General features: G+C 64.3%; 13 protein-coding genes. All 13 read left to right on the top strand.

Annotation, left to right across the window (positions count from 1 at the left end):
• Nucleotides 1-133: 133 nt before the first annotated feature.
• A complete protein-coding gene (crcB, locus tag QMZ05_RS20330) occupies nt 134-520 on the top strand; it encodes a fluoride efflux transporter CrcB (RefSeq protein WP_353702350.1) in 387 nt (128 codons plus the stop codon).
• Nucleotides 521-1,032: 512 nt separating this feature from the next.
• Nucleotides 1,033-1,746: a protein TolQ gene (gene tolQ / locus QMZ05_RS20325; protein ID WP_353702349.1), complete on the top strand. Its 714-nt coding sequence runs from the start codon at nt 1,033-1,035 to the stop codon at nt 1,744-1,746.
• A gap of 35 nt (nt 1,747-1,781) precedes the next feature.
• A complete protein-coding gene (locus QMZ05_RS20320) occupies nt 1,782-2,249 on the top strand; it encodes a biopolymer transporter ExbD (RefSeq protein WP_074128461.1) in 468 nt (155 codons plus the stop codon).
• Nucleotides 2,250-2,279: 30 nt separating this feature from the next.
• Nucleotides 2,280-3,212, top strand: a complete 933-nt coding sequence (locus QMZ05_RS20315) for a protein TolA (RefSeq protein ID WP_279709493.1) — start codon at nt 2,280-2,282, stop codon at nt 3,210-3,212.
• Nucleotides 3,213-3,284: 72 nt separating this feature from the next.
• Nucleotides 3,285-4,619 (top strand): Tol-Pal system beta propeller repeat protein TolB, encoded by a 1,335-nt coding sequence (gene tolB, locus QMZ05_RS20310; RefSeq protein WP_353702354.1) that lies wholly within the window; start codon nt 3,285-3,287, stop codon nt 4,617-4,619.
• 183 nt (nt 4,620-4,802) lie between these two features.
• Nucleotides 4,803-7,127 carry an EAL domain-containing protein gene (locus QMZ05_RS20305; protein WP_353702348.1) on the top strand — a complete coding sequence of 775 codons (2,325 nt, stop codon included), beginning with the start codon at nt 4,803-4,805 and terminating at the stop codon, nt 7,125-7,127.
• A gap of 172 nt (nt 7,128-7,299) precedes the next feature.
• A complete protein-coding gene (locus tag QMZ05_RS20300) occupies nt 7,300-8,034 on the top strand; it encodes a hypothetical protein (protein WP_353702347.1) in 735 nt (244 codons plus the stop codon).
• 272 nt (nt 8,035-8,306) lie between these two features.
• Entirely contained in the window at nt 8,307-8,789 is a 483-nt protein-coding gene (pal, locus tag QMZ05_RS20295) for a peptidoglycan-associated lipoprotein Pal (RefSeq protein WP_021078622.1), read from the top strand.
• A 246-nt stretch (nt 8,790-9,035) separates the two neighbouring features.
• Nucleotides 9,036-10,082: a tol-pal system protein YbgF gene (gene ybgF / locus QMZ05_RS20290; RefSeq protein ID WP_353702346.1), complete on the top strand. Its 1,047-nt coding sequence runs from the start codon at nt 9,036-9,038 to the stop codon at nt 10,080-10,082.
• A 51-nt stretch (nt 10,083-10,133) separates the two neighbouring features.
• The gene (gene tilS / locus QMZ05_RS20285; protein ID WP_353702345.1) at nt 10,134-11,168 is read left to right on the top strand and encodes a tRNA lysidine(34) synthetase TilS; all 1,035 of its coding nucleotides are present in this window, start codon (nt 10,134-10,136) and stop codon (nt 11,166-11,168) included.
• A gap of 259 nt (nt 11,169-11,427) precedes the next feature.
• Nucleotides 11,428-13,350, top strand: a complete 1,923-nt coding sequence (ftsH, locus tag QMZ05_RS20280) for an ATP-dependent zinc metalloprotease FtsH (protein WP_353702344.1) — start codon at nt 11,428-11,430, stop codon at nt 13,348-13,350.
• A gap of 12 nt (nt 13,351-13,362) precedes the next feature.
• Nucleotides 13,363-13,776, top strand: a complete 414-nt coding sequence (locus QMZ05_RS20275; RefSeq protein ID WP_353702343.1) for a DUF3052 domain-containing protein — start codon at nt 13,363-13,365, stop codon at nt 13,774-13,776.
• Nucleotides 13,777-13,898: 122 nt separating this feature from the next.
• A complete protein-coding gene (locus tag QMZ05_RS20270) occupies nt 13,899-15,098 on the top strand; it encodes an ABC transporter substrate-binding protein (RefSeq protein WP_353702342.1) in 1,200 nt (399 codons plus the stop codon).
• The last annotated feature ends 12 nt before the right edge of the window (nt 15,099-15,110 follow it).

Below are 15,110 nucleotides of genomic sequence, written 5' to 3'. Positions count from 1 at the left end.
GTCTGTGCCGAGAGATCACCCCACCCCGTTTCGCATTCCGCTTCGCTTCATGCGAACCGACCGTCCCCCTCCAGGGGAGGGTGAGTTTTGAGCGGGGCTGCTCAAGCTTCTTCACACGCCAGCGGGGGCATTGGTGGGTAACGCGGCAAGCTATCTTCTGGTGTTCTTCGGCGGCGGTCTTGGCGCAATGCTGCGGCACTTGATCAACGTCACCTGCGCGCGTTGCATCGGTACCGCATTTCCTTACGGCACTTTCATCATCAACATCACAGGCTCGACCGTGATGGGCCTGATCGCCGGCTATCTCGCCTTCAAGGGTGAGGCTTCGCAGCCCTGGCGGCTGTTCCTGATGACCGGCATCCTCGGCGGCTACACCACCTTCTCCGCCTTCTCGCTCGACGCCGCGCTGCTCTACGAGCGCGGCGAGTTCGGGCTTGCAGTGCTGTATGTCGCGGGCTCGGTGCTGCTCTCGATCACAGGCCTGTTCGCGGGGCTTGCGATCGTGCGGCATTTGACGTGAGCCGTCGTCATTCGGGGCTCTTGTCCTAGGCGAGCCCCGGAATGACGCGAGGAGAATGCGGAGCGACATCCCCCATCCTCAGCCGTCATCGCCCGGCTCGCGGGTGATGACACCCGTGTTCGGCGTCTTGAATCGTGAACCATCCTCATCGTCGTCCCTGCGAAAGCAGGGACGACGGCTGTGGAGGCGGCGGTGGTCACGCCTCAAGAGGGATCCGTTCATCCCGGGAACCCGCCAACTACCTCCGCCGGCGGCATTTCCCGCCTCCAAATTTCCCTTTGGTAACCTCGCCTTAACCATGATTAGCGTTTGGTTAGGGTCGGAATGACGCGCGAAAAGCCCTCGTTTTGACATGTTGGCAGGGGAAGCAGGGCCCGGCTTTGGACGGGCCCCCCATGCGACAGATGTAAGAGGCTCTCGCGCAGTTTTGCCGCGCCGGGCGCGCGGCCGTGGAAGGGGTGCCGATTGGCGGCCCGCCGAATTGGGACACTTGCGTTGAGAGGATATTGCCGATGAATCCCGCCGATGTGGCTCAGTCGACTCTGCCACTGGCATCGAGCGATGTATCGCTGATCGCATTGTTTTGGCAGGCTCATTGGGTCGTCAAATGCGTGATGCTGGGACTTCTGTCCTGCTCGGTGTGGGTCTGGGCGATCGCAATCGACAAGGTCCTGCTCTACGCCCGCACCAAGCGGGCCATGGACAAGTTCGAGCAGGCGTTCTGGTCCGGCCAGTCGATCGAGGAACTCTACCGGGCGCTTTCCGCCAAGCCGACCCAGTCGATGGCGGCCTGTTTCGTGGCCGCAATGCGGGAGTGGAAGCGCTCCTTCGAGAGCCAGTCGCGGTCGTTTGCCGGCCTGCAGGCCAGAATCGAGAAGGTCATGAACGTCTCGATCGCCCGCGAGGTGGAACGGCTGGAACGGCGCCTCCTGGTGCTTGCCACCGTGGGTTCGGCCGGCCCGTTTGTCGGCCTGTTCGGTACCGTCTGGGGCATCATGTCGAGCTTCCAGTCGATCGCGGCCTCGAAAAACACCTCTTTGGCGGTGGTGGCGCCCGGCATCGCCGAAGCGCTGTTTGCGACCGCAATCGGCCTGATTGCCGCAATTCCGGCGACTATTTTCTACAATAAGTTCACCTCGGAGGTGAACCGGCAGGCCGCGCGCCTGGAGGGGTTCGCCGACGAGTTCTCCGCCATCCTGTCGCGTCAGATCGACGAGCGGGGCTGAGTTCAAATGATGGTCACTGTTGTGAGCGCACGATCATGGCGATGAGCATGGCGGGGTCCGGCGGTGGCGGCAGGCGCCGTCGCGGACGCAAGCCGGTGATGGCCGAGATCAACGTCACGCCGATGGTCGACGTGATGCTGGTGCTGCTGATCATCTTCATGGTGGCGGCGCCGCTGATGACGTCGAATATCGACATCGACCTGCCGGTCGCGAGCGGCGGCAAGTCGATCTCGTCGAACCAGCCGCCGCTGACGCTGTCGGTCAAGCGCACCGGCGGCGGATGCAATTCGAATGTCGAACTCTATCTCGGCGACGCGCCGATCACGGCCGCCGATTTTCCGGCCAAGATCAAGGCGATCGGAGATGCCCGGTCGGAAGCCGAAAAAGTGGTCTATCTGCGTGGCGACAAGGACGTCTGTTACACGGATATGATGAAATTGCTCGGGGAAGTCCGGGCCGCGGGATTCAAGGCGAATATCGTCATCATCCCGGAAGGCGGATAACCACCATGCCAAGGCACGGGGAAGCCTGATTTGAAGGTCAAGGTCGACAAGACTCTGGCGGCATCGATTGTCCTGCACGTCCTCGTGATCGGGTGGGGCCTCGTGTCGTTTTCGACCCGGGCGTATGTCATGCCCGAAGAGGAATCCGTTGCCGTCGACGTGATCTCCTCCGACCAGCTTTCGCACGTGATGTCCGGCCAGAAGGACGGCAAGAAGGAAAATCCCAAGCCGCTGGTCGAGAAGGTCGCCGAGGCCAAGCCGATGGACGACGCTGTCGGCAAGATCGACGACAAGAAGCCGCCGGTCGTGACCGATATGGCCCCGGCGCCCACCCCAAAGGTGGAGAAGCCGGAAGACAAGAAGCCGGATCCGCCGAAGAAGGTCGAGAACAAGCCGAAGGAAGAGCCGAAGCCGGTCGAGAAGAAGCCCGATCCGGTGAAGCCCGACCCGATTGCGGAAGCGATCAAGAAGGAAGAGAAGAAGCCGCCGCCGAAGCCTGTCGCACAGGCCGCCAAGCCGCCGCCGGAGCAGAAGCCGAAGGATCGCGTGTTCGACCAGAGCAAGATCGCGGCGCTGCTCGACAAGCGCGATCCGACGCGCGCTTCGGCGACAGGCGATACGCTCAACGCCAACGCCTCGCTCGGCACCGCGAAGGGTAAGGCTGCCGACAACTCCGCAACCTGGGGCGCGATGTTCAAGCAGCAGGTCGAGCGCTGCTGGAAGAAGCCCTATGGCGGCATCGAGGCGCAGCAGACCGAAGCCGTCTTCGAGATCAAGCTGAACCGTGAGGGCAAGCTCGAAGCGCCGCCGGTGCCGGAAGGCACGCCGGGAACGCCCTATTTGCGGGTCTATCAGGAGAGCGCGCTGCGGGCGATCATCGAATGCCAGCCGTATAAGCTGCCGGCCGCCTTCTTCGATGAATGGAAGTATTTCGCGCCGGTGTTCACAGAACGGAAGACCTGAGGACAACCGCGGCGCCTGGCCAACGGCAAGCAAAAGTTACCGACAATGACCAACACGAATGATTTGCGGACCATGAAATTTCGCCTCGACCGTCGACAGATGATCTCCGGAATTGCGGCCCTCGGCGCGCTTGCGGGAACCCAGAGCGCTTTCGGGCAGACTGGCCCGAAGCGAATTCCGATTCCGGAAGGCGAGTTCGCGCCGGTTCCGATCGCGATCCCGAATTTTGCAGCCGGCACGCCTGGCGATGCCGAAGTCGGCGTCGGCGTCACGCAGGTGATCACCAACAATCTGAAGCGCAGCGGATTGTTCGCGCCGATCGATCAGGCTGCCTATCTCGAGAAGCAGATCAACATCGACGCGGCGCCGAACTTCAACAACTGGAAGAGCATCAACGCGCAGGCGCTGGTGACCGGCCGCATGACGCGCCAGGGCAACGGGCGCGTGAAGGCGGAATTCCGGCTCTGGGACGTCAACACCGGCCAGCAGCTCGCCGGCCAGCAATATGACACCTCGGCCGAATACTGGCGGCGCATCGCGCACATCATCTCCGACCAGATCTACGAGCGCATGACCGGCGAGAAGGGCTATTTCGATACCCGCGTCGTGTTCGTTGACGAGAGCGGCTCGGCGGATCGCCGCGTCAAGCGGCTCGCGCTGATGGATCAGGACGGCGCCAATGTGCGCTATCTGACCCGCGGCTCGGATCTCGTGCTGACGCCGCGCTTCTCGCCGTCGACCCAGGAAATCACCTATATGGAATTCGGGCAGGGCGACCCGCGCGTCTATCTGCTCAACATTGAGACCGGCCAGCGCGAGATCGTCGGCAACTTCCCCGGCATGTCGTTCTCGCCGCGCTTCTCGCCCGACGGCCAGCGCGTCATCATGAGCCTACAGCAGGGCGGCAACTCCAATTTGTTCGTGATGGATCTGCGCTCGAAGTCGATGACGCGGCTGACCGACACGCCGGCGATCGACACCTCGCCATCCTACGCGCCGGACGGCACGCGGCTCTGCTTCGAGTCCGATCGCGGCGGCAAGCCGCAGATCTATGTGATGCCGGCAACCGGCGGCGCCGCGCAGCGCATCTCGTTCGGTGACGGTACCTATTCGACGCCGGTGTGGTCGCCGCGCGGCGATTACATCGCCTTCACCAAGCAGGGCGGCGGGCAGTTCGCGATCGGCATCATGAAGCCGGACGGCTCGGGCGAGCGCATCCTGACCTCGGGCTTTCACAATGAAGGTCCGACGTTTGCGCCGAACGGGCGCGTCGTGATGTTCTTCCGCGATCCCGGCGGCAACAGCGGACCGTCGCTGTTCACCATCGACGTTTCCGGGCGCAACGAGCTGCGGGTCCCGACCCCGGGTTTTGCCTCCGACCCCGCCTGGTCGCCGCTGTTGTCGTGAGCGCGTGCATAGCTGCTCCGGGGAACCCCGGGGCGGTCGGCGCTTCTCATCTAGCGCACTGATTTCTATATTGAATTCCGGTCGTCGATGGTCCGCGGCAAGGACTCGCTAACGATATTCCCTCAGAAAGACTTCACCTGCGATCAGTAAGAGTGCGAGCTGAAAAGGACGCGCGCTCTCACAATGCAGTTTGCAAGTCAGACGGGAGAACCGGACCAGTCGATGTCGCCGACGATCTCCGCGGCGCTGGTCGATTCCCTGTTCATGAACCCCGCGCCCATGATCTTCGGCGCTTTCGGCCCCGCGATCGCGGGCGCCGTGATTGCGTTCGTCACCGGCAATCTGTTGTCCTGGCTGTGCGTGCCGCTGTTCATCGTGGTCGGCCTGGCGCGCGCGTGGCAGATGTACCGCTACCAGCAGCGCAATTCCCGGCTCACCGTCGAAGAATCCGTGACGTGGGAGAAACGCTACCGGATCGGCAGCCTTGCCTACGGCATTGCGCTCGGCCTGTGGGGCGCTGCCGTCCTGGTCACCACCAACGATGCCGCAGCCCACATGCTCTGCGTGACCACGGTGGTCGCCTATACCTCGGCGGGGGTCGGGCGGACCTTCGGCCGGCCGCAGATCTTCCATCTGCATCTGTTGATGTCGATCGGTCCCCTGATCGCCGCGCTGATGTATGTCGGCGGTCCCTATCACATCGCGCTTGCGCTGCTCAGCCTGGTATTCTTCAGCGCCATCCGCCACCTCACCACGAGCCTGCAGCGCATCTACGTCAATGCCTGGATCGCCAAGGAGCGCGAGGCGGCGCTGGCGGGCCAGTTCGATACCGCGCTGAACAACATGCCGCACGGCCTGTGCATGTTCTCTGCCGACGGCCGCCTTGCGGTGATGAACCACCGTTTCATCGAGATGATGGAGCTGTCCGACGATTTCGTGCAGCGCGGCGCCAGCGCGACCGACATCTGCAATGCCTGCGTGCTGTCCGGCGCGATCTCGGCCGCCGCGGCGCAGCAGATCCTCTACGAGATCGAGAGCTCGCAGCGCGGCGACATCGTCACCAGCGACCCCGATCCGGCCCAGAACCGCTCGCTCGACTGGACGTTCCAGCCGATGGCGGGCGGCGGCACGGTGGTGCTGGTCGAGGACATCACCGAGCGCAAGGACGCCGAGGCCAGGATCAGCCACCTCGCACGCTACGACGAGCTGACTGCGCTGCCCAACCGCGTCAATTTCCGCGACGAGATCGGCCGGCTGCTCGCCATGCAGCATGGCGACCACCGCTCCGCATTGCTGTTCGTCGATCTCGACCAGTTCAAGCAGGTCAACGATACGCTCGGCCATCCCTGCGGCGACCAGCTGCTCTGCGCGGTCGCCGAGCGGCTGCGCGAGATGCTGCGTCCGGAGGATTTCGTGGCGCGGTTCGGCGGCGACGAGTTCGTCGTGTTCCAGCAGAACATCCACTCGCATGAGGACGCCGCCGCGCTGGCGCGGCGCATCGTCGACCGGCTCAGCGAGCGCTACAAGATCGACAACCATCTGGTCGAGATCGGCGCCAGCGTCGGCATCGCGATGACCGCGCCCGGTGTCGGCGCCGACACGCTGCTGAAGAACGCCGACATGGCGCTGTACCGCGCCAAGGCCGACGGCCGCGGCACCTTCTGCTTCTTCCGCGACGAGATGGCCCAGACCGTCGAAGCGCGCCGCATCCTCGAGCTCGATCTGCGCAAGGCGCTGGCCAACGAGGAATTCGAGCTTTTCTACCAGCCGCTGATCAACCTGAAGTCCGGCAAGGTTTCGACCTGCGAGGCGCTGTTGCGCTGGAACCATCCGGCGCGCGGCACCGTCTCTCCGGTCGATATCATTCCGGTCGCCGAGGATATGGGCCTGATCGTCGATCTCGGGCGCTGGATCCTGCGCAAGGCCTGCATGGAATGCATGAAGTGGCCCGAGGCGGTCAGCGTCGCGGTCAATTTCTCGCCGCAGCAGTTCCATCAGCGCGACGTGCTGAGCGAGGTCCGCTACGCGCTCGAGGTCTCTGGCCTGCCGGCGCACCGGCTCGAGATCGAGATCACCGAATCCTCGTTGCTGCACAACACCGAGCTGACCCACGACGTGCTGTCGCAGCTGCGTTCGCTCGGGGTGCGGATCTCGCTGGATGATTTCGGCACCGGCTACTCGTCGCTCAGCTATTTGCACAATTTCCCGCTGCAGAAGGTCAAGATCGACCGCTCCTTCCTCGAAGGCATCGACAGTGATCGGCCGCTGACCTTGCTGCGCGGCGTGGCGCGGCTGTCCGCGGACCTCGGCATGTCGGTCGTGGTCGAGGGCATCGAGACCAATGAGCAGCTCGAACTGATCAGCGCCGATGGCGCGGTGACCGAAGCCCAGGGATATTTGTTCAGCCGGCCGGTTCCCGCCGTCCGCATCCGCCAGCTGCTGAATGCCTCGCATGGCCGGCGGCCCGACGAGCAGCTGCACGTGGTTCCCTCGCGCTCGATCGCGTGAGCCGTCCGAATACCTTCAATCGATAGTTGTGGTGGCCGTCAGATGCACGATCTGAAGTGCACCCTTGCGGCCAAGGTTAACTGTATTGCCTCGATTGCTTTGACGAAAATTAAGAAGCTGTTAATCTTTTGGACGCGCGTTCAAGTTGTTGAGTTGTTTCAGGGAGTACCACATGAGGTCCGCGGCCGAAGCCATCAAGCCCGCGACAGGAAGGCTTGCGGACCCGCTGGATCAAGTCGACTACCGTCTCGCTCAGACCCCGGAACAGAAGGACGAGATTTACCGCCTGCGCTACCGCGCCTATCTACGCGAAGGCGCGATCCGGCCCTCGGCGGACGAACGCGTCGTCGATGCGTTCGATGATGCGCCCAATGCCTGGGTGTTCGGCGTCTATCTGCACGGCGAGCTCTGCAGCTCGATCCGCATCACCGTGGCGACGCCGGAGTGGCGCTCCTCGCCGACGCTCGATGTGTTCGGCGACGTGCTGCTGCCGAAACTCGATGAGGGTCTGGTCTTCATCGATTCGACGCGCTTCGTCGCAGATCCGGATAGGGCGCGGAACAATCCGGAACTGCCCTATGTCACGGTGCGCCTCGGCTCGACCGCGGGCGTGCATTTCAATGCCGATTACGGCCTCGCGCCGGTCCGGCCCGAGCACATGGCATTCTACCGGCGCGTGTTCCTGCACGAGACCTGGTCGGAGCCGCGGCTCTATCCCGGGCTGGTGAAGCCGGTCGGCCTGATGGCGTCGCATCTGCCGACGGTGCGGGAACGCGTGCTGGCCCGCTATCCGTTCCTGCGCTCAAGCGCCTTCGAGCGTCGGATGCTGTTCGATCGGGAAGGCCAATTGCAGCCCGACGGTATGGTCCGGCCGTTCGAGCGCGCGTCGATCGTACCGAATCCCTGAGAAAACCGGCATTCGCATCGATCTGAAAACGGCCGGCTGTTGCGCGCGGGCCAAATTGTCCTGCAAAAGCGGCCGGTTCCCGCGAACCTTGCCTTCCTTTCACCGTCGCGCCACATTTGCCACCCATTAACCATCGGGGGCGCTTTCCGTCATTGTCTGGCATTTGATGGGGTCCAGCAAGGTCTCGTCAAGGTTGACGGAACGTTCGCTTAACCATCGCCCTGTAGACCGATTGGGTAGTACGAAGAGCGTGAGCGTGGAGGCTCCGGGAAATGAAATATCTCCAGGGTATGAAGCTGGTTGCGGTTCTGGCGGTGGCGCTGTCGATGGGCGCCTGCGCCAACAAGAACCCGTTGGACGCCAATGGCGCGATTGGGGGCGCCGCGACCCCCGGTAGCCAGCAGGACTTCGTGGTCAATGTCGGCGACCGCGTGTTCTTTGAAAGCGATCAGACCGATCTCAGCCCGCAGGCGACTGCGACCCTCGACAAGCAGGCGCAGTGGCTGCAGACCTACAACCGCTATTCCTTCACCATCGAAGGTCATGCGGACGAGCGCGGCACGCGCGAATACAACATCGCACTCGGCGCCCGCCGCGCCCAGTCGGTTCGCGCCTACCTTGCCTCGCGCGGCATCGACCCGAGCCGCATGCGCACCATCTCCTACGGCAAGGAGCGCCCGGTCGCGGTCTGTAACGACATCTCCTGCTGGTCGCAGAACCGTCGCGCCGTCACCGTGCTGAACGCCAGCTCCTGACGCGATCCCGAATACGTTTCCAAGCCGGCGCCTTCGGGCGCCGGTTTTGTTTTGGCCGCACGGGGCCCCGGCCACCTTCATCAAGATGAACGAAGCTGCGCGCAATTGGCCGCTTGCTTGTTCCAGCGCGCGTACTAAACCGGTATCCGCGGCGTTGTCCCGGATTTGAAGTGCCAGTCACAATTCTGGCGTACTCCGTCCTTCAATGTCGCTCGCTTTTCACGTCGATCTCGTCGTCAGGGCAAAATGTCATCCAGGCTTCATTTTCTTTCCTCCGCCGCGGCGATCGCGGCGCTGTTCGCCGTTTCCGCACCAGTGTTTGCCCAGTCCGACGATTCCGATGCCGAGATGCGGATCGAGCGGCTTGAAAACCAGCTGCGGCAGCTGACCGGTCAGAACGAGGAACTGCAGTACCGCAACCGACAGCTCGAGGAGCGGCTGCGCCAGCTTGGCGGCCAGCCGCCCGGCCCTCAAGGACAGGCTCCGGCCGGCCAGCCCAATGTCGCGGCGGTGCCTCCGGCGCAGCAGCCGCAGGCTTATCCGCAAGCCCAGCCGGGCTACGCCCAGCCGCAGCAGGGATACGGTCAGCCGCAGCAAGGATATGGCCGGCAGCCGCAGGGCGGCTATGACCAGCAGCAGATCGCAACGCCTGCGCCGATCGTGCAGGAGCCGGCAGCTGCGGCAGCCCCCGGCCGCCGCGGCCGCGGCGATGCCTTCGATCCGAGCCAGAACCCGAATGCACCCGGCGCTCCGCGCGCGCTCGGCGGCGGCCAGATGCCGATGCAGAGCGAAGCGGCGGTCGGCGCGCCCGGCGGCCGCGGGGCGGGCGAGCCGCTCAATCTCGGTAACACCAGCCCACAGCGCGGTGCCCCCGGCGCAAGCGCGGCCCTGACCACATTGCCGCCGTCGGCCACGTCGAAGGACGAGTTCGACCTCGGCATCGGCTACATGCAGCGCAAGGACTATGCGCTCGCCGAAGAGACCATGAAGAACTTCGCCACGAAGTATCCAGCCGATCCTTTGGTGGCGGATTCGCAATACTGGCTCGGCGAAAGCTATTTCCAGCGCCAGCAATATCGCGACGCCGCGGAAACCTTTCTCGGCGTGACCACCAAGTTCGACAAATCAGCGAAGGCGCCCGACGCGCTGCTGCGGCTCGGCCAGTCGCTGGCGGCGCTGAAGGAAAAGGAAGCCGCCTGCGCCGCGTTCGGCGAGATCACGCGGAAGTACCCGCGCGCATCCGGCGGGGTCAAAGCTGCGGTTGACCGCGAGCAGAAGCGCGTGAAGTGCTAAACCGGCAAGGGGAGGCCGCTTCCGGCCTTTCCACGACCTGCTGGTTCTGCGATGCCCGACGACCAATCCGCCATCCCGGCAAGGGACGCCAAGCGCCTGTTCGCAGGCCTGGCGCGCGCGCCGGCGATCGTGCTTGCGGTGTCCGGTGGTCCGGATTCAGTCGCGCTGATGTGGCTGGCCGCGCGTTGGCGCCGCGCGCTCACGCAAGGGCCGCGGCTGGTGGCGGTCACCGTCGATCACGGCCTGCGTCCTGAAGCGGCTCGCGAGGCGCGCGATGTCAAGCGGCTGGCGCGAAGCCTCGACCTGCCACATCACACGTTGCGCTGGAACGGATCCAAGCCCAGGACCGGCGTGCCGGCCGCCGCGCGCGAGGCGCGCTATCGTCTGCTCACACAAGCCGCGCGCAAGCACGGCGCCACGCATATCCTGACCGCGCACACCCGTGACGACCAGGCCGAGACGCTGCTGATGCGGATGCTGCGCGGCAGCGGCGTCGCGGGCCTCTCGGCGATGGCGCCCGAGAGCGAGCGCGACGGCATTCTGCTGACGCGGCCGCTGCTCGATATCTCCAAGGCGCAGCTGATCGCAACGCTGCGGAAGGCGCGCATCGGCTTTGCCGACGATCCGACCAACCGCGACCTGACCTTCACGCGGCCGCGGCTGCGCGCACTGATGCCGCTATTGGCCGAGGAGGGCGGCGACGCGCGGAACCTGGCACGGCTTGCCGCGCGGATCGCGCGGGCCAATGCCGCGCTGGAGCTGCTGGTCGATGGCGCCGAGCGCTATCTTGCGTTGAAAAGCGAGGATAACCTCGGCGCGGGCTTCGACGCTGCGCTGTTCGCGGTGATGCCGGACGAGATCCGCCTCCGTCTGCTCAAGCGCGCCATCGACCGCACCGGACATGAGGGGCCGGCCGAACTCGGCAAGGTCGAAACCTTGCTCGCCGCCGTCGATCAGGCCCTGGATGGGGCCACCGGACAACGCGAATCGAAGCTGAAACAGACGCTTGCCGGAGCGGTTATCAGCGTCGCCTCCGGCCGCATCAGGATCAGCCCGGCACCGCCTCGCCGGGCACGTTCCCGCTGAGCCGGGTTCGATTGTTTCAATCGCTGTCATAATCCGGCAAGGTGGCTTAACCACCCCGGAAAAACACCGGATTCTGCGTCATTTTTTGACCGGGAATCGCGCTAGGATGCGGTAAATAGTCGTGCGTGGTTCCCTTGGCATCGACCCCAGCGGCACCTAGATTGTAGGGCATCGACGGGATGGATTCCCTGGGGATTCCCACAGAGCCTGCCCAAGGATAGAGAGAGGCCGCGATCCGCGCGACCACCGAAGGAAGACCATGAACGCCAATCTGCGGAATTTCGCCCTCTGGGTCATCATTGTCCTGCTGCTGCTGGCGTTGTTCACGCTTTTCCAGAATCCCGGCCAGCGCTCGTCGTCCTCCGACATCTCGTTCTCGCAGCTTCTCACTGAAGTCGATCAGGGCCATGTCCGCGATGTCGTGATTCAGGGGCCCGAGATTCACGGCACCTTCAACAACGGCACCAGCTTCCAGACCTACGCGCCGAGCGATCCGACGCTCGTGAAGCGGCTCTATGACGCCAAGGTGCAGATCACCGCGAAGGCGCCCGGCGACAACGTGCCGTGGTTCGTCTCGCTGCTCGTCTCCTGGTTGCCGTTCATCGCGCTGATCGGCGTCTGGATATTCCTGTCGCGGCAGATGCAGGGCGGCGCCGGCAAGGCGATGGGCTTCGGCAAGTCGCGCGCCAAGATGCTGACCGAGGCGCATGGCCGCGTCACCTTCGAGGACGTCGCGGGTGTCGACGAGGCCAAGCAGGATCTGCAGGAGATCGTCGAATTCCTGCGCGACCCCGGCAAATTCCAGCGGCTCGGCGGACGCATTCCGCGCGGCGTGCTGCTGGTCGGCCCTCCCGGCACCGGCAAGACGCTGATCGCGCGCGCGGTTGCCGGCGAAGCCAACGTGCCGTTCTTCACCATCTCCGGTTCTGACTTCGTCGAAATGTTCGTCGGCGTCGGCGCGAGCCGTGTCCGCGACATGTTCGAGCAGGCCAAGAAGAACGCGCCCTGCATCATCTTCATCGACGAAATCGACGCGGTCGGCCGTCATCGCGGCGCCGGCCTCGGCGGCGGCAATGACGAGCGCGAGCAGACGCTGAACCAGTTGCTGGTCGAGATGGACGGCTTCGAAGCCAATGAAGGCGTGATCCTGATCGCGGCGACGAACCGTCCCGACGTGCTCGATCCCGCGCTGCTGCGTCCGGGCCGCTTCGACCGTCAGGTCGTGGTGCCCAATCCGGACGTCGTTGGCCGCGAGCAGATCCTCAAGGTTCATGTCCGCAAGGTGCCGCTGGCCCCGGATATCAACCTCAAGACCATCGCGCGCGGCACCCCGGGCTTCTCGGGTGCCGACCTGATGAACCTCGTCAACGAGGCCGCGCTGACCGCCGCTCGCCGCAACAAGCGGATGGTGACGCAGGCCGAGTTCGAAGAGGCCAAGGACAAGGTGATGATGGGCGCCGAGCGCAAGTCGCTCGTCATGACCGAGGAAGAGAAGTTGCTGACGGCCTATCACGAGGGCGGCCACGCCATCGTCGGCCTCAACGTCGTCGCGACCGATCCGATCCACAAGGCGACCATCATTCCGCGCGGCCGTGCGCTGGGCATGGTGATGCAGCTGCCGGAGCGCGACAAGCTGTCGATGTCGCTGGAGCAGATGACCTCGCGCCTCGCCATCATGATGGGTGGCCGTGTCGCCGAAGAGCTGATCTTCGGCCGCGAGAAGGTGACCTCGGGCGCCGCCTCCGACATCGAGCAGGCGACCCGTCTGGCCCGCATGATGGTGACGCGCTGGGGCCTCTCGGAAGAGCTCGGCACGGTCTCCTATGGCGAGAACCAGGACGAGGTGTTCCTCGGCATGTCGGTCTCGCGCACGCAAAATGCCTCCGAGGCGACGGTCCAGAAGATCGACTCCGAGATCAAGCGCCTGGTCGAGGAAGGCTACAAGGAAGCGACCCGCATCCTGACCGACAAGCACGACGATCTCGAAACGCTCGCCAAGGGCCTGCTCGAGTTCGAGACGCTCACCGGCGACGAGATCACCGACCTCTTGAAGGGCAAGAAGCCCAACCGCGAGTCGGTGCTGGAGCCGTCGACGCCGCGCGCCTCTGCCGTGCCGCCGGCCGGCAAGCCGCGCCCGCGTCCCGATCCGGACACCGGCCTGGAGCCGCAGCCGCAGGCGTAAGCCTCGCTTGCCATGGCCGGCGCTTCCGGCAAATCAGTTATCCAAAAGCTCGGCCTCAAGCCGGGCTTTTGTATTTTTGTCGACGGGCTGTCCGTCCCGTATGGCGACATCGTCGGCGAGCTGCCTGCCGAGCTGCGGATCGCGAAGACGGCGCGGGCGCCGCTCGATGCCGTGCATCTGTTCGCCACCACAGCCACGGGACTCTCAGCCAAGCTGCGACGTTACCGGGAGGCGATCGCGCCCGACGGCATGATCTGGGTGTCGTGGCCGAAGAAGAGCTCCGGTGTTGTGACCGATCTTACGGATGTGGTGGTTCGCGAGGCAGGGCTCGCGTCCGGTCTGGTCGACGCCAAGGTCTGCGCCGTCGATGCGATATGGTCGGGGCTGAAATTCGTGATCCCGGTCAAGGAGCGCGATAAGCGCTGAGATTGTCGCGGCGAATAGGCTTGGCCTCCATCAGGGCGCCGTGGCATCCTCGCGGCAAGCCGCAAAACGGCACGGCCGCGTCATGCGAGAACGCGCTGCAAGAATAAGGGGAGGGGAGGCCGATGCGTAGGGCATTCGGTGCGCTTGGCGCCATTTCAATCCTGCTGCTGCCCGCCGTTTCCCTTGCCGCCGAGATGCGCGGCGTCACGCCAACCGAGATCAGGATCGGCCAGACCATGCCCTATAGCGGGCCGGTGTCGGCGTTCGGCGCGCTGGGCAAGGGCGAGGCCGGCTATTTCAGGATGCTGAACGAGCGCGGCGGCATCAACGGCCGCAAGATCAACTTCATCTCGCTGGACGATTCTTATGCACCACCGAAGACGGTGGAGCAGACGCGTCGGCTCGTCGAGAGCGACGAGGTCGCGCTGATCTTCTCCTCGATCGGCACCGCGCACAACACGGCGATCGCGAAGTACCTGCAGAGCAAGAACATCCCGCAGCTGTTCCTGGCCTCCGGCGCCTCGAAATTCGGCGACATCGCCCAATTCCCGCAGGCGACGATGGGCGTGCAGGCGCCGTTCCGTTATGAGGCCCGGCTCTATGCGCGCTATGCGCTGGCGAAGAATCCGAATGCGCGGTTTGCGGTGATCTCGCAGAACGACGATTACGGCCGCGACTATCTCGCCGGCCTCAAGGACGTGCTCGGCGAGAAATATGATTCTGTGGTCACCGTCGCGACCTATGAGATATCGGACCCGACCATCGACTCGCAGATCGTCAAGCTGAAGGCGACCAACGCCGACGTCTTCGTGATCGCGGCGACGCCGAAATTCGCGGCGCAGTCCATCCGCAAGGCCTTTGAGATTGGTTGGCGGCCGATGACGTTCCTGTCCAACACCGCGGTGTGGATTTCGACCGTGATGCAGCCTGCCGGCGTCGAGGCCGGTACCGGCATCATCTCGACGGCCTATGTGAAGGATCCGGATGATCCGGCCTGGAAGGACGATCCCGGCATGAAGGGCTGGCGCGACTTCATGACCAGATACGTGCCTGAAGGCGATCAGCACGACACCAACTACGTCAACGCCTACAACAGCGCGATGGCGCTGGAGGCGGTGCTGAAGGCCTGTGGCGACGATCTCTCGACCGAGAACATCCTGCGGCAGGCGTTCGCGATCAAGGACCTGGAATTGCCGATGCTGCTGCCGGGCATCAGGGTCAACACGTCACCGGCCGATCACGTGCCGGTCGATCAGATGCAGCTGATGCGCTTCAACGGCAAGAGCTGGGATCGCTTCGGCGAGCTGCAGACGGGGAATTGAGGGCGATCGTAT

The organism is Bradyrhizobium sp. INPA03-11B (assembly GCF_040446015.1).
GTDB lineage: Bacteria > Pseudomonadota > Alphaproteobacteria > Rhizobiales > Xanthobacteraceae > Bradyrhizobium > Bradyrhizobium macuxiense_A.
Note: the sequence above shows the minus strand (reverse complement) of the source record. Positions and strands in the feature narration are given on the sequence as shown.